The organism is Euzebyales bacterium (assembly GCA_035461305.1).
Taxonomy (GTDB): Bacteria; Actinomycetota; Nitriliruptoria; order Euzebyales; family JAHELV01; genus JAHELV01.
This window is the reverse complement of the sequence record DATHVN010000141.1, coordinates 92719-116248: the sequence shown is the minus strand read 5'-3', so window position 1 is coordinate 116248 and position 23530 is coordinate 92719. Positions and strand designations below refer to the sequence as shown.

The following is a 23530-nucleotide window of genomic DNA, read 5'->3' as shown; positions in this document are numbered from 1 at the left end:
CGCGAGCACGGCGTTGACGTTGACGGGGACCTGCGGGTCGGTGCCGGCGAAGTCGGCGGTCACATCGTGGCCGTCGACGGTCAGCTCGACGGCGATGGTCGCCTCCTCGTCGAGCTCCAGGACGTCGCTGGCGCGGTAGGTGCCGTCGGGGATGTCGGCGATGGCAGCGCGGACGCGGCGTTCGGAGTAGTCGCAGACCTCCCGCATCGCCGTGTGGAGTCCCTGGACGCCGTAGCGGCCGGCGAGCTCGCGCAGGCGGCGGCCGCCGACGTGGTTCGCGGCGAACTGCGCCCGCAGATCGCCTCGGCGCTCACCCGGCGTCCGGGAGTTGGCGGCGATCAGCTCCAGCAGGTCGTCGCGCACCTCGCCGTCCACGTCGACCAGGATCGGTGGGATGCGCAGTCCCTCCATGGCGATGTCGGTCGCGCTGGCGGGCATCGAGCCGGGCGCGGCGCCGCCGACGTCGGCATGGTGGGCGCGGTTGGCCACATAGCCGAGTAGGGTGCCGTCGTCGTCGCCGACCGCAGCGACGAGCGTGAGGTCGGGCAGGTGGGTGCCGCCCGCGTACGGGTCGTTGAGCAGGACCTGGGTGCCTGGCACGAGGCGGTCGCCGAAGCGCGCGATGGCGGCCTCCACGCTGCGTGGCATCGCGCCGAGGTGCACGGGGATGTGCTCGGCCTGCGCGACCATCTGCCCGTCGGGGTCGAACACGGCGGCGGAGCAGTCGGCACGCTCCTTGATGTTCGGTGAGTAGGCGGCCCGCCGGAGTGCGACCCCCATCTCGTCGGCGACCCCGGCCAGCGCGTGGCGCACGACCTCGAGCTGGACCGCTGACAGCGTCTGCTCGGCCATCTACCCACCCTGCCCGTCGTCGAAGGTGATGATCAGGTTGCGGTGCTCGTCGATGTGGGCGGTGTCGGTCGGAGCGAGGAGGGTCGTGGTGTCGGACTGCTCGACGAGGACGGGTCCGGTGAGCTCGGTACCGACATCGAGTGCGCCACGTGACACGACCCGCGTCGTCACCCGGTCGCGGTCGATGACCACGTCGCGCGTGCGCTCCTCCGCCGTGTCGTGCTCCCACTCGCCGGGAGGCTCCGCAAGCACCGGTTCGCCCTCAGCCACCACGCGCGCCGTGACGAGCTGGACCTGCTCCTCGGGCATCCGGTAGCCGTACGCCTCCTCGTGCGCGCGGTGGAACGTCGCGACGATGTCGGGTCCCCGCCCACCGGCTCGCTGCGCTCGCCCTCGCCCGTCGCCGTCACCGGCGTCGACCCGCAGCTCGTGCGACTGCCCGACGTAGCGGCACTCGGCGATCCTGGTCAGGGTCGGCTCGCCGACCGCACCCTGCGCCTGCAGCGCCTTGCCCGCCTCGTCCGACAGCTGGCGCCACACGTCGTCGAGGTCGTCGCCAGCGGCGGTCATCAGCGTCCGGGAGACCTCCGCCCGCGGTGGTGCCAGCAGGAGCCCCAATGCCGACAGGACGCCCGCGGCGGGTGGGACGATCACCGCGCGCATCCCGAGGTCACGAGCGAGCGCGCTGGCGTGCAGAGGCCCGGCGCCGCCGTAGGCGACCAGCGCCAGACCCCCGGGATCGACCCCGCGTTCGGTCGAGACCTTGCGCAGCGCACGGCTCATGGTCGCCCGCACCACCGTCAGGATGCCGCGGGCGCCGTCGGCGTCGTCCGGCAACGTGCCGACCGCCTGGCCGGCGGCGCCGACGTCGAGCGTGAGACCGCCACCGAGCTGCCGGTCCGGGTCGAGGTGGCCCAGCACGCAGTGGGCGTCGGTGACCGTCGGTTCGGTGCCGCCGTTGGCATAGCACGCCGGGCCCGGGACCGCCCCAGCCGACCGGGGGCCCACACGCAGGGCGCCGCCCCGGTCGATCCAGGCGATCGACCCGCCCCCCGCGCCGACCGTGTGGATCGCGACCGACGGCGTCCTGAACGGCAGGCGGTCGATGCTGGACTCGCTGGACATCTCCGGCTGCCCGCCGCGGATCAGGCACACGTCCGTCGATGTGCCGCCCATGTCGAAGGCCACGGCATCGGGATAGCCCGCGGCTGCGGCGATCGCCCCCGCGGCGACGACCCCGGCGGCGGGGCCGGACAGAAGCGTGTGCACGGGCTCGGCCGCGGCGCTGTCGATGTCGGTCGTGCCGCCGCCCGACATCATCACGGAGATGGTCACGTCGGGGAGTCGGCGGTGCAGCCCCGACAGGTACCGGTGCATCCGCGGCGCGATGGCGGCGTTGAGCGTGCAGGTGGAGGCGCGCTCGTACTCGCGGAACTCCGGCAGCAGCGCGCTCGACCGCGTCACCGGCACGTCCAGGTGATCCTCGAGCGCTGCGCACAACCGGCGTTCGTGGGCGTCGTCGGCGTAGCTGAACAGCAGCGACACGGCGACGGAGTCCGGCCGGAGCTCAGCCACCTCGTCGACGACCCTGCCGACCTCCTCGTCGGTCAGCTCGACGACGACCCCGCCGTCGGCGCCCATGCGCTCGTCGACGGTCACCACCATGTCGGAGGCGACCAGCGGCTCGGGCCGCGTGACCGCGAGGTCGTACAACGAGGGCCGTGCCTGGCGGCCGATGATCAGCACGTCGGCGAAGCCCGTGGTCGTGACCAGCACCGTCCGTGCCACGTCTCGTTCGAGGATCGCGTTGGTCGCGGTCGTCGTGCCGTGGCACACCAGGCGCACGGCGTCACCGGACCCGCTCGCGTCCAGGCCGTTGGCGACGCCCTCGCCCTGGTCGTCCGGTGTGGTCGGCGTCTTGATGGCGCGTGGTCGCAGGGTGTCCCCGCTGCGTGCCACGATGACCACGTCGGTGAAGGTGCCACCGACGTCGACGCCCGCGGCATGGTCATCGCTCATGTCACGCTCCATGACGTTTGGATTGAACTATTCCTTTTCCTTGTCCAGCCCGCCAATGGGCCGATCGCCAGACGGAGGCCTGATGTCTCGAGATCCTTCCACCGCGCTGCTGCACGCCATGCCCCCGCCGTCCGCCGGTGACCCGGCCGGCTCGACGCTGACCATGTCCAGCTACGTGGTCTCGGCCGGTGTCGCCGACGCGTCCGACTACCTGCGGGCCGATCATCCCAACTGGCGAGCGGTCGAGCGCGGTCTGGGAACGCTGGAGGAGGCCGACGCGGTGCTCTTCGCCTCGGGACAGGCGGCGTCGCACGCGCTGCTCGCCGACCTGGCGCGCTCCCACCGGCGGATCGTCGTGCCCGACGACGGCTACTACAACACCCCGCGAGCTGGCACGCCACGTCGGCGGCGTCGCCGGGGTCGATGTCGTCACGGTCGACCTGCTCGACGCGGCCGCCGTCGACGGGGCGGTCGCCGTGGGGTGGCGCCGCGCTGTGGGTGGAGACGCCGATCAACCCGCTCCTGCGCGTCGCCGATCTCGCCGAGCTCGGTGCGATCTGCGCCCGCCACGGCACGCTGACGGTCGCCGACAACACGGTCGCGACCGCGGTCCTGCAGCAGCCGGCGCGCTTCGGTGCCGCCGCCACGGTCTACTCGCTGACGAAGGCGGTGGCCGGCCACTCGACCTCCTGCTCGGCGCGGTCGTCACTCAGGACGCCGAGCTGGTGCACAGGCTGCGGCAGTGGCGGACGCTGACCGGCGGGATCCCCGGGGCGTTCGAGGCGTGGCTGGCGACCCGGAGCCTGAGCACCCTGGCACTGCGCATCTCCGCCCAGTCCGCGGGCGCGCTCGAGATCGCCCGGCACCTGCGGCACCATGGCCTGGTGACGGCCGTCCACCACCCCGGCGTCGCGCCGCACGGCGTGGTGGCGGACCGGCAGATGACCGGGGGCTACGGACCGCTCGTGTCGTTCGAGATCGCGGGCGGCGCCGGATGCGTGCACGTGCGGCTGCGGGTGCCGCCGTTCTTCCGGCTCCCGCGCTACGGTTGGCTGATCCTGGCGGACGCGCGCGCTGCCCTGAGCTTGCTGCCGTGGGCGGAGGCGATCGACCTGTGCTTCATCGACGATGGCGTCGGTGGCCCCGCAGACGCCGGTGTCCCACCCCTGTTCGACGAGCCCGGGTCAGAGCGACAGAGGTCCGACATCCGCCGTACGGCGTTCCTCAACCGACAGCTGCGGCTGGTCCGATCGCTGCTGACCGCGGGCTGCAGCGCGCGAGCTGCTCGCGCTGACACTGGCGGACCTGCCGATGACCGCCCACTCGGCCGTCTACCTCCAGCGCCGCTCCGAGATGCTCCTGCCGACCGACGCGCGTGCGCCCGTGCTGGTGACCGAGGACGGTCGGCCGGTGGCCGCGGAGGACGTCGACGACCACCTCGCCCGTCTGCGCGTCACGACGCGCGACTGAAGCCACGAGGTGGAAAATGCCGGTGCCACGGTGACCACGACCGCTATCTTGCACGTTCCGAGCCGTCGGAGGAGGACGTCACATGACGCGCCAGATGCACCGGATCGCCGAGCTTGACGAGTCGGAGTGCCGGCGCCTGCTGGCGGCCAACCCGACCAGGCTGGGCCGTGTCGCCTTCGTCGAGGACGGCGATCCCAACTGGCCGACCGTGCTGCCCGTCAACTACGCGGTCATCGACGACGCCGTGTACTTCCGCACGTTCGAGGGGTCGAAGCTCTATGCCGCGCTGCGACACCAGCGCGTCGCGTTCGAGGTCGACGCCGTCGACCAGGAGTGGAACGACGGCTGGAGCGTCCTGGCGGTCGGGTCGCTGGACATCGTGCGCGACCCCGAGGTGGCTGCGGCCGCCGACGAGGACCTGGCGTCGTGGGCGGCCGGCGCGGACGAGCAGCTGGTGCGGCTCGACATCGATCGCATCACCGGTCGGCGCGTGATCGGGCCGCGCGCCTCCGCCTGACGTCACTGGTACGACACGAAGACCGGCGGCGGTGTGAGCGCCATCGTCGCCTCGGGTGAGCGCATCGGCGTGTCCTCGTCGTAGAAGTTCTTCCAGCCGAAGTGGACGCCGTCCGGCGGTGCGGCGGTGATGGCGTTCCAGGTCTCGAGCTTGCTGCCCTGCGGCCCCTGCCCGTCCATCTGGATCACGTAGGCCAGCTCGTCGCGGCTGGTGTCGAGCCGCTCGCGCCCGCGCACCATCGACAGGCGGAACTGGTGGATGAGAAGCATCTTCTGCGGCAGCCGCCGGCGTCGGGTCAGGTCGGCGAGCCACCCGGCCACCTCGTTGACCTCGTCGATGTCGACCGAGCCGATCTGCTCGAGGTGCTTCTCACCAGGTCGCAGCCGCCACTCGGGATCGAGGGCGAGCCCGACGTGGGGGCGGCGCAACAGCCTGCGGTACCGCCGTGCCTGGGTGAGGAAGTCGGTGCGGCCTGGCTGGATGTCGAGCAGCACGTACAGCCCGGCCCGCCTCGCGGCCTGCACGGCGGGCTCGAGATCGGCGATCGACAGCTCGTCTGCGTAGTTGCCATCGCGGCCGGCCGCGCTCGAGGCGATGGTGGCGATGATCTCGAAGCAGCCGATGATGTCGGCCATTGAGCCGACGGCCTGCCGATACTCGCGCACGAGCCGGCGCGTCCGCGTGACCGACGCGTCGACCGGCTGCTCGCCCAGCGCCCCCAGGGCCGCCGACTGTGGCACGCCGTACAGCCCGACGTACCGCCGCGCGTGCGGAAAGTGCGGGTCGACCACCAGCTGGCCGCCTCCCGGCAGCCGGACGCCGGTCGCCGCGACGGCGACCTGCGCGGCGACCTCGCGACGCTTCAGCGACGCCATCCCGCCGCCGCCGAGGACGACCCGGGGTGCCTCGCCATCCCGTGACAGCTCAGCCAGCCGGTCGATCAGGCGGGCGTCCCCGCGCAGGTCGCGGGCGGCTGTCGCGACGACGGTGTGCCCGACCGCGCGCGCGGCCAGGGCCACGTGCACCGCCTCGTACCCCCTGGGGCGGACCAGCGCCGCGACGCGGGTCGGTGGGGCCGGTGCGGGCAGGGTGTCGAGCAGGTCCTGCACGGCGCGGTCGTCGAAGCCCGGGTCGTTGCGCTTCCCGGGCGCCCTGCCGCCCGCGGCCCACCTGATGAGCTGTCGGCCGGTCGGCCGCCGGCGGGTCGCCGGGCGGAGCCGCACGACCTCGCGCACCCCGCCGTCGCGGGCCGCCTGGTCGCTGACCGCGTCGCCGACCAGGACCGCGCGGACGACCCCCATGCGCCGCATCGCGGCGGCGGCCTCGGACCGCGCCTGCGCGGACGGACGGGCGGAGGCCCGACCAGCGTGTTCGCTGCGGCCGCCCGCTCCAGCGTCCGGCCCGCCCGCACGGACGATCACCAGTGGCGCCCGCAGCATGTGGGCCAGGTGGGCGGCGCGCATGCGGTCGGGTCCGGGCGGCGCGACGACCGCAGTGTGCACGTGCCCGACCAGGGTGAGTGCGTCGGGCACGGAGGCGCCCGTTGCGATGCGTGTGACCGGCGCGGCCAGCTCGGCGGGTGCACCCGCCACCTCGGGCACCGCCGGTGACGTCGCCGTGGCCCGGGGCTCGGGCGGTCCGCCCGGGTCGCGCAGCGCCAGCATTGCACCCAGGGCGACGAGCGCGCCGACGAGCACGACGATCGCCCTGTGCCTCTCGATGTCTCCGGATCGCTGCATGACCCCTTGGCCAAGACGCGCCGGCCGGCGGTCCACTGCCGGCCGGGGTTGCCGTTCAACCCGTCGCACCGGTGTGTGCGGCGTCGACGACCTCGCCGATCAGCTCCTCGATTGCGTCCTCGAGGGTGACCACGCCCAGGACGGTATCAGCCGAGCTCACCCTGCCGAGGTGGCTGCCCGTGCGTTGCAGCTCCTCGACGATGTCGTCGACGGTCGCGTCGGCGTCGACGGTCGGCAGCGCGCGGATGCGACCGTTGGGCACCGGCTGGTCGGGCTCGAGGTCGAGCACGTCCTTGACGTGGAGGTAGCCGACGAGCGCGCCGTCCTCGTCGCGGACAGGGAACCGGGAGAACCCTGTCCGCGCCACGAGGTCCTCGACCTGCTGCGCGGTGACCGGCCAGTCGAGCGACACGAGATCGTCCGGACCCATGAGCAGGTCCCGGGCCTGTACCCGCTCGTACTGCAGAGCGCCCGTCAGCAGCTCGTGCTCCTCGTGGTCGAGCAGCCCCTCCCGGCGGGACTCGGACAGCATCGCCGCGACCTCCTCGGCGGTGAAGGCCGACGACACCTCGTCGCGCGGCTCGACCCGCAGCAGGCGCAGCACGCCGTTCGCGATCGCGTTCAGCAGCCAGATCGCCGGTTTGGCGATGCGGACGATGGTGGCCAGCAGTGGGCCGAGCAGCAGCGCCGACCGCTCCGGCGCCGCCAGGGCGACGTTCTTGGGGACCATCTCGCCCAGGACCATGTGCAGGTAGACCACGATCGCGAGCGCGAGCGTGAACGCGACGGGGTGCAGCAGCGACTCTGGCATCCCCAGTGCCTCGAACGGACCCTCCAGCAGGTGTGCGATCGCGGGCTCGCCGACCGCGCCCAGGCTGAGCGAGCAGACGGTGATGCCGAGCTGCGCGCCCGCCAGCATCAGTGATACCCGCTCCATGGCCCACAGCGTCGTCCGTGCCCGTCGCCGTCCGTCGGCCGCGAGCGGCTCGATCTGGCTCCGGCGCGCTGAGATCAGCGCGAACTCCGCGCCCACGAAGAACGCGTTGCCCAGCAGCAGCCCGGCGGTGAGCCACAGCGCACCCGCGCCGCTCACTGGTGCAGCATCCCGATGACGGCGGCTGCGAGGCTCACGTCGTGACCCCGTCGGCGTCCTCGCTGGCGTCGGCGCCGTCCTCGTCACGCATCACCGGTGTGACCTTGACGCGGTCGACGCGCAGGCCGTCCATGCGGATCACCCGCATGGTCCAGTCGCCTACGTCGACCTCGTCGTCCGTCTCGGGCAGGCGGTCGAGCGCGTCCGCCATGAAGCCGGCGATGGTGTCGTAGCCGTCGTCGTCGGGCACCTCGACGCCGAGTGCGCGGATCTCGTCGGGGCGCAGGAGGCCGGTGACGACGTAGGTGCCGTCACGTCCCAGCCGCACGCGCGCCACCGGCTGGTCGTGCTCGTCCTCGACCTCGCCGACCAGCTCCTCGATCAGGTCCTCCAGCGTCACGATGCCCGCCGTGCCGCCGTACTCGTCGACCACGACCGCAAGGTTGGTGCCCGTGTTGCGCAACTGACGCAGCAACGTATCGAGCTCGATCGCCTCGGGCACGAACAGCGGCTCGACGGCGACGTCGCGCGCCGGCGTCGTCGACCGCTCCTCCCGTGGGACCCGTAGCAGGTGGCGGAGGTCGACGACACCCACGATGTCGTCCGAGCCGCCCTCGCCGGTCACGGGGAAGCGCGACAGGCCGCTGTGCCGGGCCTTGGTGAGGACCTCTGCGACCGATGTCTCGGCGTCCACGAACTGCACCCGCGCGCGGGGCGTCATGGCGTCGGCGGCGGAGCGTTCGCCGAACTCGAGGGCGCGCGCGAGCAGTGCCGCAGTCGGCCGCGGCAGCGTGCCGAGCTCCGCCGAGCGCCGCACCAGCGACTGCAGCTCCTGTGGCGCACGGGCCGACGCGAGCTCCTCCTGCGGCTCGAAGCCCAGCAGGCGGACGATCGCGTTGGCATTGCCGTTCAGCAGCCGGATCAGCCAGCCGGCGAGGCGCGTGAAGGTCCGCTGGGGACCGACGACGCGGGCCGCGACCGGCCACGGTCGCGCGATCGCGAGGTTCTTGGGAACCAGCTCACCGAGGACCATCTGGAGCCCGGTCGCGACGACCAGCGCGACGGTGACGGCGATGCCCCGCAGCGCACCCTCGGCGACGCCGAGCGCGGACAGCGGGCCGCGCAGCAATGTGGCCAGGGACGGTTCGGCCAGGTAGCCGACGATCAGAGAGGTCACCGTGATGCCGAGCTGCGCGCTGGACAGCTGGGTCGACAGGCTCCGCAACGCCTCGAGCACGCCGGCCGCGGTCTCGTCGCCCTCCTTGGCGGCGTCAGCCACCTGTGAGCGGTCGACCATCACCAAGCTGAACTCGGCGGCGACGAACAACGCGTTGGCGAGCAGCATGGCGGCCGCGAGCGCGAGGAGGACCCAGGCGACGGTCATCGGGACGCCTCGTGGGACTGTGACGATCGGGACGTGATCGGGTCCGGCATGGAACGGCCATTGTGGCCCACGCGTCCAGGCCTCATGCGCGTGTGCGTGACGGCAGCCAGGTGACCGCCGCGGCCACAGCGAGCAGCACGGCCGCCGTCCCGGCCACCACCGGGATCAGTCCGCTGCGGTCGGCCTGGGCCACCGCGATCCCGGTGAACGCCCACACCAGCACCAACGCGAACGCGACGTCGCCGCGGCGCGCCAGCATCAGCAGGCCGACGGCGGACGCGGCCGCCAGCGCGACGGCACCCCACAGTGGCGCTGCGGCGCCGCCGTCGATGCCGACGTCGACGGCGGCGATCGCGGTGTTGGCGATGGTTGCGACGGTGACCCATGCCAGGTAGACGCTGAACGGCAGCCGCACGGCCAGCCACTCGATGCGCGAGCCGACCGGGCCGCCCACACGCTCGTAGCACGCGACCAGGGTCACGAGCAGCGCGACGATCAGCGCCCACGCGAGCTCGATCCGCAGGTGGTGCCACGCGAACAGCCAGGCTGCGTTGCACGCACAGCTCGCCGCGAACGCCAGCCCCAACCGCTGCATCCGCTGGTCGTCGCGCTGGGCTGGCAGCGCCTGCCAGGCCACGAAGACCGCGAGCAGCGCGTAGATGACGCCCCAGATCACGAAGACGTAGCCCGCCGGCGTCACGAACGTCGGATAGCGGTCGGACACCGCGCCGCTGGTGATGCCGTTGATCGGCAGGGCGTTGGCCAGCGCGTTGACCGTGATGACCAGCGCGTAGGCGGCGACATTGAGGAGCTGACGCCAGGCGGGGTGCGGCCACGCGTCGGTCGCGGTGGTCATGCGTCACCTCGGCGCGGTGGGACCTCCGATCCTACGCACCTACCGCGTGTCAGGTCGTCGTCGACGGGTGCAGGCGCAGGTCGGCGCACGCCGCACACGCGTGGGGCGGGATCACCCCCAGGTCGATGAGGCGGGCGAACAGCCAGCAGCCCAGGCACAGGCCGAACGCCGACTCGAGCGTCGCGGCCACCGCGATCATGCCGACGAGCACGAGCGCGGGGCCCGTGGCGGCGAAGCCGACGTGCATGACCACAGCGGTCACCGACAGGGTGGCGCCGATGCCCTGCGCGAACCGCTTGGGCGGTCCGGGGACCGGTCGTGGGGCCACAGGCAGCCGCGGCGTCACGACGCGGGTCACGAGCTGGCCGAGGGGGCTCAGCCTCGGGCCGGTCGCGACGCGCGCCACGAACCCGTACGCGAGCACGGGAAGCAGCCAGGTCGCGCCCGAGAGCGTTGCGACGCACAGCATGACGACACCCGCGGCGACGAGGCGAGCGGAGACCTCGTTGACGGGATCGGGGAAGCTGAACAACCTTCGCATGGCGCTCAACGCTAGGTCCCTCGACGGCCGACACGCAGTGGGAACGCTGCAAAGCCGGCGCTCGATGCCTCCGCGTCGGCAATCTCTGACCTGAGTCAGAGATATCGGACATGATCGACGCAATGGACCACGTCGGTGTGCTGCGCAGGTTCAACCGGTCGTTCACCACGCGGATCGGCGTCCTCGAGGAGCGGTTCCTGGGCCTCGACCGCCCGCTCGGCCACGCCCGGGTGCTCTTCGAGATCGGCACCAGGCCTGACGACGCGATGGCGGTCCGCGACCTGCGTGCCGACCTGGACCTGGACTCCGGCTACCTCAGCCGCATCCTGCGGGCGCTCGAGGCTGACGGGCTCGTCGAGGTCGTGGCCGACCCGGCTGACGCCAGGCAGCACATCGCGCGGCTGACCGTCGAAGGCGGCGACGAGTGGAGCCGGCTCGACGAGCGGGCTGACCGCCTCGCGGCCGCCGTCGTCGACGGGCTGGCGCCCCGCCACCGCGACCGCCTGGCCGTCGCGCTCGGCGAGGCTGACCGGCTGCTCGCCGCAGCGCAGGCGACGTTCGAGCTCACCGATCCGCGGACGCCTGACGCCCGCGAGGCCCTGACCCGCTACTTCGAGGAGCTGGACAGCCGGTTCACGGGCGGGTTTGATCCCGGCGCCGCGACCGAGGCCGACGCACCGGCGCTGTCCATGCCGGCCGGACGTTTCGTGCTGGTACGCGTCGACGGACGTCTGGCGGGGTGTGGTGGCGTCCAGGTGCTGGGCGACGGCATCGCCGAGATCAAGCGCATGTGGATCGCCGATGCCATGCGGGGGCTCGGGCTCGGAGCGCGGCTGCTCCGCACGCTCGAGGAGCACGGGGTCGCCCTCGGCTGTGCCACGGTGCGGCTTGACACCAACGGAGCGCTCACCGACGCCATCGCCATGTACCGCCGTGCCGGGTACCGCGACATCCCCCGCTACAACAGCAACCCCTATGCCGAGCTCTTCTTCGAGAAGCACCTCACGTCACGGTGACGGCCGGCCGGGGTCGACACCGTTCGTGCGCACCACGACGCCCCCGTCATCGACCTGACCGAGCCGGCCGTCCGCGTGTAGCCACCTCACGAGCGGTGGCGCGTCCAGGCGGCCACCGCGGTGCGATGGTGACGGGACCGCACGTCGGCCCTCCGCCGCGCGGTGCGCACGGGTACCGTCGTTCCTCGTCCCCCAGGAGGAACCAATGGGCCAGACCGTGCGCCGTGCCGCATGGGACGGCGCCCGCGCGATCGCGCCGCTGCTGATCGGCGTGGTCCCGTTCGGCATCGTCGCCAGCGTCACGGCGGTCGACCACGGGGTCGCGCCGGCCGGCGTGTTCGGCTTCTCCACGGTGCTGTACGCGGGGGCATCACAGCTCGCGGCCATCGAGGTGCTCGGCCGTGGTGCCCCGCCCCTGGTCGCCATCGGCACGGTCGCGATCATCACCTGCGGTTCGTCATGTACTCGGCGGTCCTCGCACCGCACCTGGCCGACGTCGGACTCGTGCCCCGGCTCGGCGCCGCGTACGTCCTGACCGATCAGGCGTTCGCCGTCTCGGTCACCGCGTACCGCGACCGCGACCTGGGACCCCGGGCGCGTCTCGCGTTCTACCTGGCCGGCGCGGTGGTCATGTGGCTGTCGTGGCAGGTGGCGACCGCTACGGGACTGCTCATCGGCACGACGCTGCCGGAGGGCCTGCCGCTCGACTTCGCCCTGCCGCTGGTCTTCATGGTGCTGCTGATCCCGGCGATCACCGATCGCGCCACCGCGGCCGCCGCGACGGTCGGTGGCGTGGTCGCCGTCCTCGGGGCAGGGCTGCCGGCGGGCACCGGGCTGCTGCTCGGCGCAGCGGCCGGCATCAGCACCGGCGTGGTCATGGCGGCGCGATGATCGAGCCGGCGACGGCATGGATGGTGATCATCGGCGGCGGCATCGTGACCTACCTGGTGCGGGCCGTGCTGTTGACCGTGGCGCACCGCGCCCGCGACCTGCCGCCACGTGTGCGCGACGGATTGCGGATGATCCCGCCGGCGGCCCTGGCGGCCCTGGTGGCACCAGCGGTGCTGCGGCCCGACGGCGGGCTGCTGCTGTGGCACCCACGACCGCTCGCCGGCCTGGTCGCCGCCGCGGTCGCGTGGCGCACCCGCAGCGTCGTGGCGACGCTGCTCGTCGGTGGTGCGGCGCTCGCGGGGCTGACGGCGCTCGGCGTGGGTGCGTGACCGCCGGCCGGGTGATCCGCGCTACGCTTGGGAGTGGACAGGGGGTTCGCGTGCGTGGCTGGGTGATCGCGGCGGTCGTCGCCATCGCGACGATCGTCCTGCTGATCCTCGGGATCCGGGCGCTGCTGCGTGGCCGGCGGGTCCCCAACAAGGCCAAACTGGCGATCGCCGGCGCGGTCCTGTGGCTGCTGTCGCCGATCGATCCGCTGCCCGAGTCCCTGCTGGGTCCGCTGGGCCTGCTCGACGACGTCGCGGTGCTGGTCGCGCTGGTGCGTTACGTGCTGGACCAGGTGCAGCCGCCCGCCGCGGGCGAGCCCGTTCAACGGCGGGTGCGTGACCGGCGTGCGATCGACGCGACCGACTGGCGGCTGTCCGACGACAGTGGCGACCGCCGCTGACGCGGACGCCAGGTGTCACGCCGGGGCTGGACGGCTGATGTCGGCGACCCTCACCTGCGCCAGCGCCTCCAGCGCGGTTGGACGCAGCCGCAGCTTCAGGCGTCGGCCACCTCCACCGAGGATCACCCTGTCGAGCGCCATGATCGGCGCGTCGACGAACACAGGCACATCGTCGGGGAGGGCCAGGGGCGTCACGCCGCCAGGTACCATCCCGGTGCGCTCGGTCGTCTCGTCGGTGCCCGCGAACGAAGCCTTGCGGGCCCCGACGAGCAACCGCGAGTGCCGGTTGAGGTCGAGGCGCCGCGTCGCCTGCACGATGCATGCGGCGTAGCGCAGCTCACCCGTCTTCGATCTGACCAGGATGCAGTTGCCCGACTCCTCCATGGCATGGCCATAGTGGGCGCAGAAGGTGGCCGTGTCAGCCAGGTCGGGATCGATCCAGATGGCTTCGACGTCGGGATCGAGCGTCCTGGCGACGTCGAGCACCCGGCTCTCGAGCGCGTCGGCGTCCATCGGTTGCACGCAGGCACCGTACCGGTTGCGCGTCCGAGTGCACCGACCGGTCGCCCGGTGGCACGGTCGGCCGGGTCGGCACACGACCACCGACAGCGGTAGTTTGTCAATGTCCGACGTGGCCGGTCACTGTGGAACCTTGCCCCGTTGGAGTTTCACCGGCCCGGAAGCCGGTCACCGTGGTCGTGCACGGGGCTCCGCGATCATGGCGGAGCGGACCGCGATTGGAGACTGAACTCGACGGCAGGTCGCTGCGCATGGCTGTTCTGACATCAACGCTCGACGGCGCCCGCGTCCTCGTGACCGGGGGCTCCGGGTTCATCGGTCGCTCGGTCGTGGCGATGCTGCGCTCGGCAGGAGCCGAGGTCCGCAGCGTCGACCGGCACCCAGGTGAAGACGCAATCACGCCGGCAGTCGTCGGCGACCTGCGCCACCCCGAGGTGGTCGAGCGGGTGGTGACCGACGACCTCGACGGCATCGTCCATCTCGCCGCGCGCACGTCCGTGCTCGCGTCGATGAGGCACCCCCGCGAGACGATGGTCGACAACGTCGAGGTCACGGCCGCGTTGCTCGAGCGCGCCCGCGAAACCGGCGTCGGCCGCTTCTTCTTCGCGTCGACCAACGCGGTGACCGGTGACGTGGGCGCGCGGACGATCGCCGAGGGTCTCCCCCTGCAGCCCCTGACGCCCTACGGTGCCACGAAGGCCGCGTGCGAGATGCTCCTCAGCGGCTACGGCGCCTCGTACGGCATGCTGACGTGCTCGCTGCGCCTGACCAACGTCTACGGCGAGGGCATGGCGCACAAGGACAGCTTCGTGCCACGGTTGATGCGGGCGGCGCTGTCGGGTGAGTACGTCCAGGTCTACGGCGACGGCACCCAGCGACGCGACCTCGTCAACGTCGCGGACGTCTGCCGGGCAGTCATGCTGGCGTGGGAGCACGAGGTCGACGGCCCGATGATCGTCGGGTCGGGATCGTCGATCAGCGTGCTGGACCTCGTCGACGCCGCGCGGGAGGCCACCGGCCACGAACTGCCCGTCAAGCACGTCGAGGCCAAGCCGGGCGAGATGCCGGCCGTGATCGTCTCGATCGACCGTGCCCGCAGCATCGGCTACGAGCCCCGGGTCGCGCTCGTCGATGGCCTCCGCCGGGTCTGGCACGAGTTCGACGGCCACAGTCACGGGGCCCTCCCACGCGTGCCGGCGCCGGACGCGGTACGGTCCGCCATGGCGGGGCGCTGACCCTGACCATCTGGAGCCCATGGCGACCGTGCGCACTGCCCCCACCCCGACCGCAGCCGCGGAGGCGGGCCGGCAGGGGAGCGGCCTGCTGCGCCGGCACTGGATGTTCGGGGTCCTGTTCGTCGCCGGCCTCGCGCTGCGGGTGGTCACCTTCCTCGCGTACCAGCCGGCGCTTCTCTACATCGACTCGCTGCCGTACCTGGTCAACATGGGCCCGCTGCGCCCGTCGGGTGCCCGTCCCGTCGGGTACTCGGTGTTCCTGCGGCCGCTGACGGCCCTCGGGGATCTGGGGGTCGTTCCGATCGTGCAGCACGGGATGGGCCTGGCTCTCGCCGTGGGCATCTACGCGCTGCTGCTCCGCGCCGGCACCCGCCGCTGGCTGGCCGCGATCGCCACGGCCCCTGTGCTGCTCGACGCCTACCAGCTCCAGATCGAGCAGAACGTCCTGGCCGAGACGCTGTTCGAGGTCATGGTCTTCGTCGGCCTCGTCCTGCTGGTCGACGGCGTCGGGCGGCATCGTCCGATCGACCGCCGCCTGGTGACCGCGGCCGTCGCGGGCCTCGTGCTGGGCCTGGCCGTGCCAGTGCGCCTGATCGGTCAGTTCGTCGTCGTGCCGGGCGTCGTCCACCTGCTGTTCGAGCGCGGACGCCGGTGGTCGCAACGGGCGCTGGCGGCTGCGCTGTTCACGACGCTGTTCGCGATCCCCGTGGTCGGCTACATGGCCTACTTCCAGTCGTGGACCGGCGACTTCACCCTCACGCCGGTGGGCGGCCGGATGATCTACGGGCGCGTCGCCGTCCTCGTCGACTGCGACCGCATCGACATCCCCGCCGACCAGCGCGACCTGTGTCCCGACCAGCCCCTCGGGCAGCGCCTCAAGATCGACAACTACGTGTGGAACACCGAGTCCCCGATCAACCGCCACGACCCACCACGTGGCATGAACGAGGACCAGTCCCTACGGGAGTTCGGCATGCGGGTCGTCCGTCAGCAGCCGTGGGATCTCGCGAAGGCCATCGTGATCGACATGGGCAAGATGTTCTGGCCGACGAGGGCGCAGTTCCCCAACGACGTCGACGTCGGCCGTTGGCAGTTCCAGGAGGTCTACCCCCGGTACGGCCAGTATGACGAGGTCCTGGCCGAGTTCGGCGCGCGCGCCGAGGTCTCGCCGGGACTGGCGGAGGCGCTTCGCGCCTACCAGCTCAGCATCGGCTACACGCCGGGCCCCGTGCTGCTCCTGGCGCTGCTGGCCGGGCTCGCCGGAGGGCTCGGCATCGGAGGCGCCCGCCGCTCCCCGCTGCGGGCCGCGTGCCTGCTGTGGTCCGTCACCGGCGTCATCGTGGCGATGCTGCCCGCCGTGTACGAGTTCTCGTGGCGCTATATGCTGCCCGCGCTCGTCATGATGCCCATCGCCGGTGCACTTGGCGTGACTGCACTCACCGATCGGAACCGCGCCATGACCACCACCGCCGACCAGACGTCGACCGGGACCGGCGGCGACGCCATCGACGACGCCGCGGTCGCGCGGTTCGTCCGCATGTACCAGGCGCCGCGGCTGGGGCCGCTCGCCGTGGTGATCGCCGCCTACGACGAGCAGGATGCCATCGGTGGCGTGCTGTCGGAGATGCCGTCGACCATCGAGGCGACCCCGGTCAGCGTGGTCGTGGTCGACGACGGGTCGACCGACGCGACGGCCGAGGTCGCCCGGAGGCACGACGCGCACGTCGTCGAGCCAGGTGTCAACCGGGGCCAGGGCGCCGCGCTGCGGCTGGGCTACCGGGTCGCGCGAGCGTGCGGCGCGCGATGGATCGCGACGCTCGACGCCGACGGCCAGTACGACCCGGCGGAGCTGCGCACCGTGCTGCTACCGCTGCTGCGAGACGAGGCCGACTTCGTCACGGGGTCCCGCCGTCTGGGGCGCGAGGAGACCACCGACGCCGTCCGCCGGGCGGGTGTCCGGTTCTACGCGTGGCTGGTCAGCGCGCTCACCAACCAGCGGATCACCGACACATCGTTCGGCCTGCGGGCGATGCGCGCCGAAGTCACCGAGGCGGTGGTGCTCAGCCAGCCGCAGTACCAGTCGTCGGAGCTGCTGATCGGCGCGCTCGCTCACGGGTTCCGCGTCGTCGAGGTCCCGACGACCATGCGGGAGCGCGCTGCCGGCGCGTCGAAGAAGGGCCACAACCTGCTCTACGGCCTGCACTACGGGCGCGTGGTCGTGGGCACGTGGCTCAGGGAACGCGCTCGCTGTCGGCAGGACGCCGGCCGCGGCCGCCAGGTGGCCCCGTCGTCGGGCGGTCCCGGAACACGAGCCGGTCCAGCAGGACGTACTTCGCCAGGAACAGGCCGCCGTTGATCGCGATGAAGGTCGCGTCGACCAGGAGGACCTCGACCGCCCGGGGCAGGCCGACGGACTGCAGCCAGCGGTCGGCCGCCCACGTGCCCGCCGCCGCGGCGACGACGCTGAGCCCCACGACCCCGCCGTAGGGCAGCACCTCCGCGCGCAGCGCCGGGCGTCCGCGGCGTTGCCACGCCCATCGGCGGTTGAGCACGTAGTTGACAGGGATGCCGGCGGCGAAGGCGAGGACCGAGGCGACCTGGGGCGACGTCCAGCCGAGGCCGTACAGCACCAGGAACGTCAGGTTGCTGGTGCCGAAGGCAACCACCGAACCCGCGGTGTACCTGGAGAACCGCTGGACCCCGGGCCTGTCCCACAGACCTGCGAGTCGGGCCAGTGCGCCGGTCGGGGACGCCGGCGTCGTGTCGCGTCTTGAGGTCACGCGCCTGATGCTACGGTGTCAGGCGGTATGCCGCCTCACAGGCGCACGGATCGCCCAGGTGCACGCCGCCCGTCCACCACACCGGCCCGTCCACACATGTTCGTTCGTCAGGTGAAATGGCGATCATGCACCCCGATCGCCAGGCCCACCGGATCAGTTGGCACTGTGCGACCTGCGTAGTAGCTTCTGCGGTCACCAAGGTGTAAAGGACTCACATGCGCACGCTGGTTCTCGGCGGAGACGGATATCTCGGGTGGCCCACGGCGCTGCACCTGTCGCAGTCCGGCCACGATGTCGCCGTCGCCGACAACTTCGCCCGCCGCCAGTACGACTACGAGCTCGGTGTCGAGAGCCTGGTGCCGATCGAGACCCTGCAGACGCGCACCCGCGTCTGGGAGGAGGTCTCCGGCCAGAGGATCGCCACGTACGTGGGCGACCTCACCGACCCCGAGTTCACGATCGAGATGATCCGGTCGTTCCGACCCGACACGATCGTGCACTTCGGCGAGCAGCGTGCCGCTCCGTACTCGATGATCGACCGTTCGCACGCCGTGTACACGCAGGTCAACAACGTGGTGGGCACGCTGAACGTGCTGTTCGCGATCGGTGAGGTCGACCGGGACATCCACCTGGTCAAGCTCGGGACGATGGGCGAGTACGGCACCCCCGAGATCGACATCGAGGAGGGGTGGCTCGACGTCACCCACAACGGGCGCACCGACCGGATGCTGTTCCCCAAGCGGCCGGGGTCCTTCTACCACCTGTCCAAGGTGCACGACAGCCACAACATCGAGTTCGCCTGCCGGATCTGGGGGCTGCGCGCCACCGACCTGAACCAGGGCATCGTGTACGGCTGTGAGACGCCCGAGACCGGGCGGGACCCGCGCCTGGCGACGCGCTTCGACTACGACGCGGTGTTCGGTACGGTGCTCAACCGCTTCATCATCCAGGCTGTCATCGGGCATCCGCTCACCGTCTACGGCTCCGGTGGGCAGACCCGCGGGCTGATCGACATCCGCGACACCGCGGCATGCGTCCGGCTCGCGTCCGAGCACCCGGCCGAACGTGGCGACTTCCGGGTCTTCAACCAGATGACCGAGTCGAAGTCGGTCGCCGAGCTGGCCAAGACCGTCGCCGAGACCTATGCCAAGGACGCGCAGATCGAGTTCCTCGACAACCCGCGCGTCGAGGCTGACACGCACTACTACAACGTCAAGCACACCCGGCTGGTCGAGCTCGGCCTGGAGCCGCACCTGCTCGCAGACACGCTGATCGAGTCACTGTTCGGCGTGGTCGAGCGCCACCGTGACCGCATCGACGAGCGAGCGATGCGTCCCACCGTGGACTGGCGCGCTACGGCCAACCCCCGCTCTGCCCACGAGGACTGATCCGCGCCCCTCCCGTCACCACCCGTGCGGACGCGACACAACGCACAGTTGTTGCATCATCGCACGCCTCCATCCGACATACCTTCCACCGCCCCGAACTTCGCACACCACCCTCGGTTGCCAACGTCGGGGTGGGGAGCGAACGTCGGGCCTGCGCCGAGGTTCTGCCCACACCCGAACTCCGCGTTCGAACGTGTGATGGGAGGTCCGGGTCCTGTCAGCGGAGGATGGGGGTGCCCGAGGTGGCGACGAGAGCAGCGAACAGGCCGCGCAGACGGCTCGTCACCGGGCGGTCGCCGGCGCCGATCGCCCGGCCGTCGACCTCGACGACCGGGACGACCTCGCCCATGGTGCCCGTGCAGAACATCTCGTCGGCCCGGTAGACGTCGGTCAGTGACAGGTCGCGCACCTCGGCGTCGATGCCGTGGTGCGCGCACAGCTCCAGCACCACGGCCCGCGTGATGCCCTCGGGGCACGACGCCGTCCGGGGCGTCAACACCCGGCCGTCGTGCACGACGAACACGTGGGTGGCGTTGGTCTCGGCGACGGCGCCGGCGAGGTCGAGCATCAGCGCGTCGTCCACACCGGCGGCGTTCGCCTGGATCTTCGCCAGGATCGAGTTGATCAGGTTGCACGAGTGGATGTTCTGGTCGACGCAGTCCGGCGGGATGCGCCGGATCCCCGACGTGATCAGCCGGATCCCGCTGCTGTCGTACACGGGCGCCTTGTGCTCCGCGACGATGACCAGCGTCGGTCCCTCGACGTTCAACCGCGGATCCATGCCGCTGGTGTACTTGACGCCGCGCGTCAGCGTCAGCCGGACGTGCACATCGTCGGTCATGTCGTTGGCGGCCAGCGTCCGCGCGAGCTCGTGGGTGAGCTCCGCGTGGGAGGGGATGTGCGTGAACGCCATCGCCTTGGCCGACGCCCGCAGGCGGTCGAGGTGCTCGGTCAGGCGGAACACCCGTCCGTCGTAGACCCGCAGCCCCTCCCAGACGGCGTCGCCGCCCTGCACCGCCGAGTCGAACGGGCTGACGCCTGCCTCATCGCGGTGGACCAGGCGGCCGTTGATGTTGACCTTCAGGTCCCGGTTGCGCTCGTCGAACTGCTGGAGCATCTCAGACCGTCACCAGGCGGTGGGCTGCGAGGCGGTCGTGGATGTCCTTGGCGGCGGCCAGCAGTCCGTCGAAACGGGCGGCGAGGGTCACCTGCCGCGGCTCGTAGGGCGTGAACCCGGTCGAGCGTTCGACGACGCCGTACCAGTGGTCGGCCCAGACGCCGTCGGTCGCGCGGCGGCCCGGTGGCCACGACAGCATCCGCTCGCTGAACGCCACGCCGAGCCTGTCGCACACCGCCGACAGCACGGCGCGCGGGTCCCGCAGCAGGTCGGCCGCGTCAATGACCGGAGGCACCGCACCGCTGTCGGCGGTGTGGGCGACGTGGGCGAACAGCGTCCACTGCTGGGGCAGCCCGAGGTCGTCCAGCGTGGGATCGTGGCGGACCCTCCTGTAGCTCGCGATGACCTCCGCAGGCGACCGGATGAGGAAGCAGTGACGCAGGCCGGCGAGCCACCCGAGGTCGATGTCCTCGGTGATGTGGTGGGTCATGTGCTTCTGGTACCAGATCGCGTGGCCGCCCGGCACCGGTCCCGTCAGCCATGCGGTGACCCGGCGCCAGTCGTGGTCGTAGGCTGCGAGGATCTCGTCGCGAGCCGGATGGCCGATCCCCGTGGTGTGCAGGTAGTGGGCGTACAGCGGTTCGTCGGTGACCGTCGTGTCGGGTCGGTTGCCCCAGGCCCGCAGCAGCGCGGTCGACAGGTTGCGTGGCCCCGACCACATCGCGATCCGCACCGGCTCGGTCATGGGTGCGAACCTAGGGTCTGTCCTCCGGTCCCGGCCGGCATTCGGTCGCATCTGCATCCCGGCTCACGTCGTTGCGGGCGTCGACTGGTGCGCCGTGTCCCGGCACGACGACGTCGGGCGTGGTCGATGTGCCCGCACAGCGTGGCAACGGTGCCGGCCAGTCGAGCGGGAAGCATCCGGACCCGTACCACGGAGGCCCGGACTTCCTCGACGAGATCGCCGGCGAGCCAGGCAGGAGCGTCGGGGACTTCGACGAGCAGGTCGCAGTCCGTGTGCTCGCGACCGAAGTGCAGCAGATCGACCACGTGGACGCCGAGATCGAGCGACAGCCGGTCGTCGACGAGCACGGTCGGCGGCGTGTCACCGCGGCCGGCCACTCGTCCAGGGGGTTCGACGCCCCGTGCGATCCAGTCGGCCAGCATGGGCCGCTCGTAACGGTCCAGGTGTGCCGGTACGAGCCGGTGCCCGTGGATCGGGACGTCGACGTCGGAGCCGGGCCCGAAGCGGGGGTGTCGAACGTGTGGCGGGCCGCCACCGCCACAGTGGGCGCACCGGCGGGTCGGCGTGCCGCCACCGCCACAGTCGGCGCACCGGCCCACAGCGCGGCGACGTGACGCCGTGCTCACCGGGTGTCGACGATCTCCGCGGTCAGTGCCAGCAACTCGTCGGTGACGTGTGGCGCGTTGGCCAGCGCCAGGAAGTGGTTGTCGCCTTCGAGCCGTCGCAAGGGCCACCCGTGCTGCGTGGCCGCGTCGACCGTCCCGGCGTAGCCGTCGCTGAAGATGAGCACGCCGACCGGCGCGTCGGGCCAGTCGACGGCAGTGGGGATCTGCTCGAGCCAGTAGCCGGCCGGCTGTGGGCGCAGCTCGTCGCGCAGCCGCTGCCTGCGCCTTTCGTCGGGCACCAGTGGGCGCAGCGTCTCGTCGTCCCACGCCGGGAACGGCACGCCCTCGTCGAGCGCCTCCCTCAGCCCATCGGCCGCCCCGGGGGCGTCGTCGCCGAGCTGCTCGAGCCGGCTGTGCCCCGCGGGCGGCAGCCCGGCGTCGGCGAGGATCTCGGCGGTCACCCGGTAGCCAGCGTCGCGGAGCACGGGCCCGAGCACGCCCAGCAGCTGGCCTGCGCCGCTGTGCGCGACGAGCACCAGCGGCGCGCCCGGATCGATGTCCTCCGCGATGCTGCGCACGACACAGCGGGCGTGCTGGCGCCAGAACGGCGGTGAGCCGTCGTCGATCAGGTCCGGGACGGTCGCGGGGATGCCGCGCTGGTGGAGCTCGTCGGCGACCGGCTCCCACGTCCCGGGACCCGTGATCGGGCTGTGCACGAGGACGTAGGCGTGGCGCTCGACCAACCAGAACCCCTTGTTCGACGACGGCTACCGCGCAAAGCGCTCCACGTAGTATGTGCGATCTTCGGAGTTGCATGCGCCGATGCCGTAGCGGTCCATCTCGGGATCCATGCGGTTGCGCCGGTGCCGGCGGGTGTGCGCCCACCAGTCGTGCATGGTCCGGGCACCGGCGACGGGATCGTCGTCGATCACCATGCCGACGTTCTCGCGGTGCCCGCCCGCTTCGGTCATCCGCGCGCGGTCGCCGCTGAGTGGGACGTCGCCCCGGGCGATCGCGCATGCGTCGCGGGCTGCGGTCTCGGTGAGCTCCGCGTGGAGCCGCAGCGGCGCCAGCCCCGCATCTGCGCGATCGACGTTCAGCGCCACGAAGACCGGCTCGGCACGCTGATCGAGCGTCGTGCCGGCGGCCTCCGCCGGTGGGGGCGTGTCGGCACGCGCGGTCGGTCCGTGCCCAGGCACCACCACCATGCGACCGATCGTGACGGCGGCCAGGACGAGCAGCCCAAGCAGGACACCGGCGCTGCGCGCGCAGCGCCGGCGTGGCTGGTGGACCATGCAGCGCTCCCGGTCGACGTCGTTGACCGCACAAGCATGCGTCGCCACCGTGGGACAACGGGGCGAAAGGCTTGTCCGGGCGGGAAGGACCACCTTCCCGATGTGATGTTTGCGGCCGCCGGCGATCGCGGTGTCGTCGCATCTGCGCAGGTCAGTGGGCTGCAGAAGGCCCGGTTGTCCGGATGGGCACGGTCGCAGAACGTCGGTGCACGCGCCGATCCGCGGCTGCTCGTGTACCAGTGGTCGTACCACTGGAACGTGCAGATCTGTCGCGACCGAGGAGCACTACGATGTCGAAGTCACCGAATGCCGCCGGCACCACCGACGCCGTAGGCGGTGTTGCGGTCGACGGCGAGTCAGGCACCAAGCCCACGATCACCCTGCCTGCCGGGCCGCCGCCCGACGAGCTGGTCGTCTTCGACCTCGTCGAGGGTGACGGCGTGCAGGTCCCGGTGGGGGCGACCGTGACGACGCACTACGTCGGCGTGTCGTGGGCCAACGACGGACGGCAGTTCGACGCGTCGTGGGACCGCGGGACGCCAATCCAGTTCCCCCTGGCGGGTGTGATCCGGGGGTGGACCGACGGCATCCCCGGCATGCGCGTGGGTGGGCGCCGCCTGCTCGTGATCCCGCCCGCCCAGGGCTACGGCGCGCAGTCGCCGACCCCCGCGATCGCGCCCCACGACACGCTCGTCTTCGTCATCGACATGATCGACGCCGCGGCGTGAGCTGACGACCGTC

General features: G+C 71.9%; 25 protein-coding genes and 1 pseudogene. 13 read left to right on the top strand and 13 right to left on the bottom strand.

The features are described from left to right. Both VK923_13450 and VK923_13445 read right to left on the bottom strand, forming a co-directional pair. Positions 1-852 (bottom strand): hydantoinase B/oxoprolinase family protein (locus VK923_13450; protein ID HSJ45679.1); only part of this gene is annotated, 852 nt, incomplete at its 3' end. Continuing rightward, complete coding sequence (locus VK923_13445; protein ID HSJ45678.1) at positions 853-2871, bottom strand: hydantoinase/oxoprolinase family protein; 2019 nt, start codon at positions 2869-2871, stop codon at positions 853-855. A gap of 423 nt (positions 2872-3294) precedes the next feature. Between VK923_13445 and VK923_13440 the strand changes: the two genes are divergently transcribed. From VK923_13440 to VK923_13430, 3 genes are all read left to right on the top strand, one after another. Continuing rightward, a complete protein-coding gene (locus tag VK923_13440) occupies positions 3295-3627 on the top strand; it encodes a PLP-dependent transferase (protein ID HSJ45677.1) in 333 nt (110 codons plus the stop codon). Positions 3628-4182: 555 nt separating this feature from the next. Continuing rightward, the gene (locus VK923_13435; GenBank protein HSJ45676.1) at positions 4183-4341 is read left to right on the top strand and encodes a hypothetical protein; all 159 of its coding nucleotides are present in this window, start codon (positions 4183-4185) and stop codon (positions 4339-4341) included. Positions 4342-4423: 82 nt separating this feature from the next. After that, complete coding sequence (locus VK923_13430; GenBank protein HSJ45675.1) at positions 4424-4858, top strand: pyridoxamine 5'-phosphate oxidase family protein; 435 nt, start codon at positions 4424-4426, stop codon at positions 4856-4858. A gap of 2 nt (positions 4859-4860) precedes the next feature. On the opposite strand, the gene VK923_13425 is transcribed toward VK923_13430, so the two are convergent. The 5 genes from VK923_13425 to VK923_13405 form a co-directional block, all read right to left on the bottom strand. After that, entirely contained in the window at positions 4861-6597 is a 1737-nt protein-coding gene (locus VK923_13425) for a hypothetical protein (GenBank protein ID HSJ45674.1), read from the bottom strand. 55 nt (positions 6598-6652) lie between these two features. After that, positions 6653-7690, bottom strand: a complete 1038-nt coding sequence (locus VK923_13420) for a hemolysin family protein (GenBank protein HSJ45673.1) — start codon at positions 7688-7690, stop codon at positions 6653-6655. Between the two features lie 34 nt (positions 7691-7724). Continuing rightward, on the bottom strand, positions 7725-9074 hold the full coding sequence (locus VK923_13415; protein ID HSJ45672.1) for a hemolysin family protein: 1350 nt from the start codon (positions 9072-9074) through the stop codon (positions 7725-7727). A gap of 82 nt (positions 9075-9156) precedes the next feature. Further along, positions 9157-9930, bottom strand: a complete 774-nt coding sequence (locus VK923_13410; GenBank protein ID HSJ45671.1) for a TspO/MBR family protein — start codon at positions 9928-9930, stop codon at positions 9157-9159. 49 nt (positions 9931-9979) lie between these two features. Next, positions 9980-10471, bottom strand: coding sequence for a DUF4395 domain-containing protein (locus VK923_13405; protein ID HSJ45670.1), 492 nt, complete (start codon positions 10469-10471; stop codon positions 9980-9982). 110 nt (positions 10472-10581) lie between these two features. Here VK923_13405 and VK923_13400 point away from each other — a divergent pair, with 110 nt between their 5' ends. The 5 genes from VK923_13400 to VK923_13380 all read left to right on the top strand — a co-directional run bounded on the left by VK923_13400 (position 10582) and on the right by VK923_13380 (position 13105). After that, a complete protein-coding gene (locus VK923_13400) occupies positions 10582-11487 on the top strand; it encodes a helix-turn-helix domain-containing GNAT family N-acetyltransferase (GenBank protein ID HSJ45669.1) in 906 nt (301 codons plus the stop codon). 205 nt (positions 11488-11692) lie between these two features. After that, the gene (locus tag VK923_13395) at positions 11693-12022 is read left to right on the top strand and encodes an AzlC family ABC transporter permease (GenBank protein HSJ45668.1); all 330 of its coding nucleotides are present in this window, start codon (positions 11693-11695) and stop codon (positions 12020-12022) included. Continuing rightward, complete coding sequence (locus tag VK923_13390; protein HSJ45667.1) at positions 11992-12378, top strand: AzlC family ABC transporter permease; 387 nt, start codon at positions 11992-11994, stop codon at positions 12376-12378. Before VK923_13395 ends, VK923_13390 begins: the two co-directional genes overlap by 31 nt. Then, the gene (locus VK923_13385) at positions 12375-12707 is read left to right on the top strand and encodes an AzlD domain-containing protein (protein ID HSJ45666.1); all 333 of its coding nucleotides are present in this window, start codon (positions 12375-12377) and stop codon (positions 12705-12707) included. The genes VK923_13390 and VK923_13385 overlap by 4 nt, the downstream gene beginning before the upstream one ends. A gap of 50 nt (positions 12708-12757) precedes the next feature. Continuing rightward, positions 12758-13105, top strand: a complete 348-nt coding sequence (locus tag VK923_13380; GenBank protein HSJ45665.1) for a DUF1232 domain-containing protein — start codon at positions 12758-12760, stop codon at positions 13103-13105. Between the two features lie 15 nt (positions 13106-13120). Here VK923_13380 and VK923_13375 read toward each other — a convergent pair whose 3' ends face one another. Then, on the bottom strand, positions 13121-13618 hold the full coding sequence (locus VK923_13375; protein ID HSJ45664.1) for a YbaK/EbsC family protein: 498 nt from the start codon (positions 13616-13618) through the stop codon (positions 13121-13123). A 257-nt stretch (positions 13619-13875) separates the two neighbouring features. Here VK923_13375 and VK923_13370 point away from each other — a divergent pair, with 257 nt between their 5' ends. Together VK923_13370 and VK923_13365 are read left to right on the top strand one after the other, a co-directional pair. Continuing rightward, entirely contained in the window at positions 13876-14859 is a 984-nt protein-coding gene (locus VK923_13370) for an NAD(P)-dependent oxidoreductase (protein ID HSJ45663.1), read from the top strand. Next, a pseudogene (locus VK923_13365) lies at positions 14756-16897 on the top strand (glycosyltransferase). Before VK923_13370 ends, VK923_13365 begins: the two are co-directional and overlap by 104 nt. A gap of 193 nt (positions 16898-17090) precedes the next feature. Here the strand turns inward: VK923_13365 and VK923_13360 are convergent. Then, positions 17091-17639 (bottom strand): GtrA family protein, encoded by a 549-nt coding sequence (locus VK923_13360; GenBank protein ID HSJ45662.1) that lies wholly within the window; start codon positions 17637-17639, stop codon positions 17091-17093. Between the two features lie 215 nt (positions 17640-17854). Here VK923_13360 and VK923_13355 point away from each other — a divergent pair, with 215 nt between their 5' ends. Next, positions 17855-19027: an NAD-dependent epimerase/dehydratase family protein gene (locus VK923_13355; GenBank protein ID HSJ45661.1), complete on the top strand. Its 1173-nt coding sequence runs from the start codon at positions 17855-17857 to the stop codon at positions 19025-19027. A 217-nt stretch (positions 19028-19244) separates the two neighbouring features. Here VK923_13355 and VK923_13350 read toward each other — a convergent pair whose 3' ends face one another. Continuing rightward, positions 19245-20144 carry an aminotransferase class IV gene (locus VK923_13350; GenBank protein ID HSJ45660.1) on the bottom strand — a complete coding sequence of 300 codons (900 nt, stop codon included), beginning with the start codon at positions 20142-20144 and terminating at the stop codon, positions 19245-19247. 1 nt (position 20145) lies between these two features. Then, positions 20146-20889 carry a hypothetical protein gene (locus VK923_13345; GenBank protein HSJ45659.1) on the bottom strand — a complete coding sequence of 248 codons (744 nt, stop codon included), beginning with the start codon at positions 20887-20889 and terminating at the stop codon, positions 20146-20148. Positions 20890-21008: 119 nt separating this feature from the next. On the opposite strand from VK923_13345, the gene VK923_13340 reads away from it, so the two are divergent. Continuing rightward, positions 21009-21503 (top strand): hypothetical protein, encoded by a 495-nt coding sequence (locus VK923_13340; protein ID HSJ45658.1) that lies wholly within the window; start codon positions 21009-21011, stop codon positions 21501-21503. An 8-nt stretch (positions 21504-21511) separates the two neighbouring features. On the opposite strand, the gene VK923_13335 is transcribed toward VK923_13340, so the two are convergent. Both VK923_13335 and VK923_13330 read right to left on the bottom strand, forming a co-directional pair. After that, on the bottom strand, positions 21512-22237 hold the full coding sequence (locus VK923_13335) for a hypothetical protein (protein ID HSJ45657.1): 726 nt from the start codon (positions 22235-22237) through the stop codon (positions 21512-21514). A gap of 24 nt (positions 22238-22261) precedes the next feature. Continuing rightward, the gene (locus tag VK923_13330) at positions 22262-22789 is read right to left on the bottom strand and encodes a CAP domain-containing protein (GenBank protein HSJ45656.1); all 528 of its coding nucleotides are present in this window, start codon (positions 22787-22789) and stop codon (positions 22262-22264) included. A 290-nt stretch (positions 22790-23079) separates the two neighbouring features. Between VK923_13330 and VK923_13325 the strand changes: the two genes are divergently transcribed. After that, positions 23080-23517, top strand: coding sequence for an FKBP-type peptidyl-prolyl cis-trans isomerase (locus VK923_13325; GenBank protein ID HSJ45655.1), 438 nt, complete (start codon positions 23080-23082; stop codon positions 23515-23517). Positions 23518-23530 lie beyond the last annotated feature (13 nt).

Excerpts from the sequence above, each read along its gene's own strand:
- VK923_13445 (HSJ45678.1), bottom strand. The coding sequence starts at position 2,871 with ATGAGCGATGACCATGCCGCGGGCGTCGACGTCGGTGGCACCTTCACC.
- VK923_13440 (HSJ45677.1), top strand. The coding sequence starts at position 3,295 with ATGTCGTCACGGTCGACCTGCTCGACGCGGCCGCCGTCGACGGGGCGG.
- VK923_13435 (HSJ45676.1), top strand. The coding sequence starts at position 4,183 with ATGACCGCCCACTCGGCCGTCTACCTCCAGCGCCGCTCCGAGATGCTC.
- VK923_13430 (HSJ45675.1), top strand. The coding sequence starts at position 4,424 with ATGACGCGCCAGATGCACCGGATCGCCGAGCTTGACGAGTCGGAGTGC.
- VK923_13425 (HSJ45674.1), bottom strand. The coding sequence starts at position 6,597 with ATGCAGCGATCCGGAGACATCGAGAGGCACAGGGCGATCGTCGTGCTC.
- VK923_13415 (HSJ45672.1), bottom strand. The coding sequence starts at position 9,074 with ATGACCGTCGCCTGGGTCCTCCTCGCGCTCGCGGCCGCCATGCTGCTC.
- VK923_13410 (HSJ45671.1), bottom strand. The coding sequence starts at position 9,930 with ATGACCACCGCGACCGACGCGTGGCCGCACCCCGCCTGGCGTCAGCTC.
- VK923_13405 (HSJ45670.1), bottom strand. The coding sequence starts at position 10,471 with ATGCGAAGGTTGTTCAGCTTCCCCGATCCCGTCAACGAGGTCTCCGCT.
- VK923_13400 (HSJ45669.1), top strand. The coding sequence starts at position 10,582 with ATGATCGACGCAATGGACCACGTCGGTGTGCTGCGCAGGTTCAACCGG.
- VK923_13395 (HSJ45668.1), top strand. The coding sequence starts at position 11,693 with ATGGGCCAGACCGTGCGCCGTGCCGCATGGGACGGCGCCCGCGCGATC.
- VK923_13385 (HSJ45666.1), top strand. The coding sequence starts at position 12,375 with ATGATCGAGCCGGCGACGGCATGGATGGTGATCATCGGCGGCGGCATC.
- VK923_13375 (HSJ45664.1), bottom strand. The coding sequence starts at position 13,618 with ATGGACGCCGACGCGCTCGAGAGCCGGGTGCTCGACGTCGCCAGGACG.
- VK923_13370 (HSJ45663.1), top strand. The coding sequence starts at position 13,876 with ATGGCTGTTCTGACATCAACGCTCGACGGCGCCCGCGTCCTCGTGACC.
- VK923_13355 (HSJ45661.1), top strand. The coding sequence starts at position 17,855 with ATGCGCACGCTGGTTCTCGGCGGAGACGGATATCTCGGGTGGCCCACG.
- VK923_13350 (HSJ45660.1), bottom strand. The coding sequence starts at position 20,144 with ATGCTCCAGCAGTTCGACGAGCGCAACCGGGACCTGAAGGTCAACATC.
- VK923_13345 (HSJ45659.1), bottom strand. The coding sequence starts at position 20,889 with ATGACCGAGCCGGTGCGGATCGCGATGTGGTCGGGGCCACGCAACCTG.
- VK923_13330 (HSJ45656.1), bottom strand. The coding sequence starts at position 22,789 with ATGGTCCACCAGCCACGCCGGCGCTGCGCGCGCAGCGCCGGTGTCCTG.
- VK923_13325 (HSJ45655.1), top strand. The coding sequence starts at position 23,080 with ATGTCGAAGTCACCGAATGCCGCCGGCACCACCGACGCCGTAGGCGGT.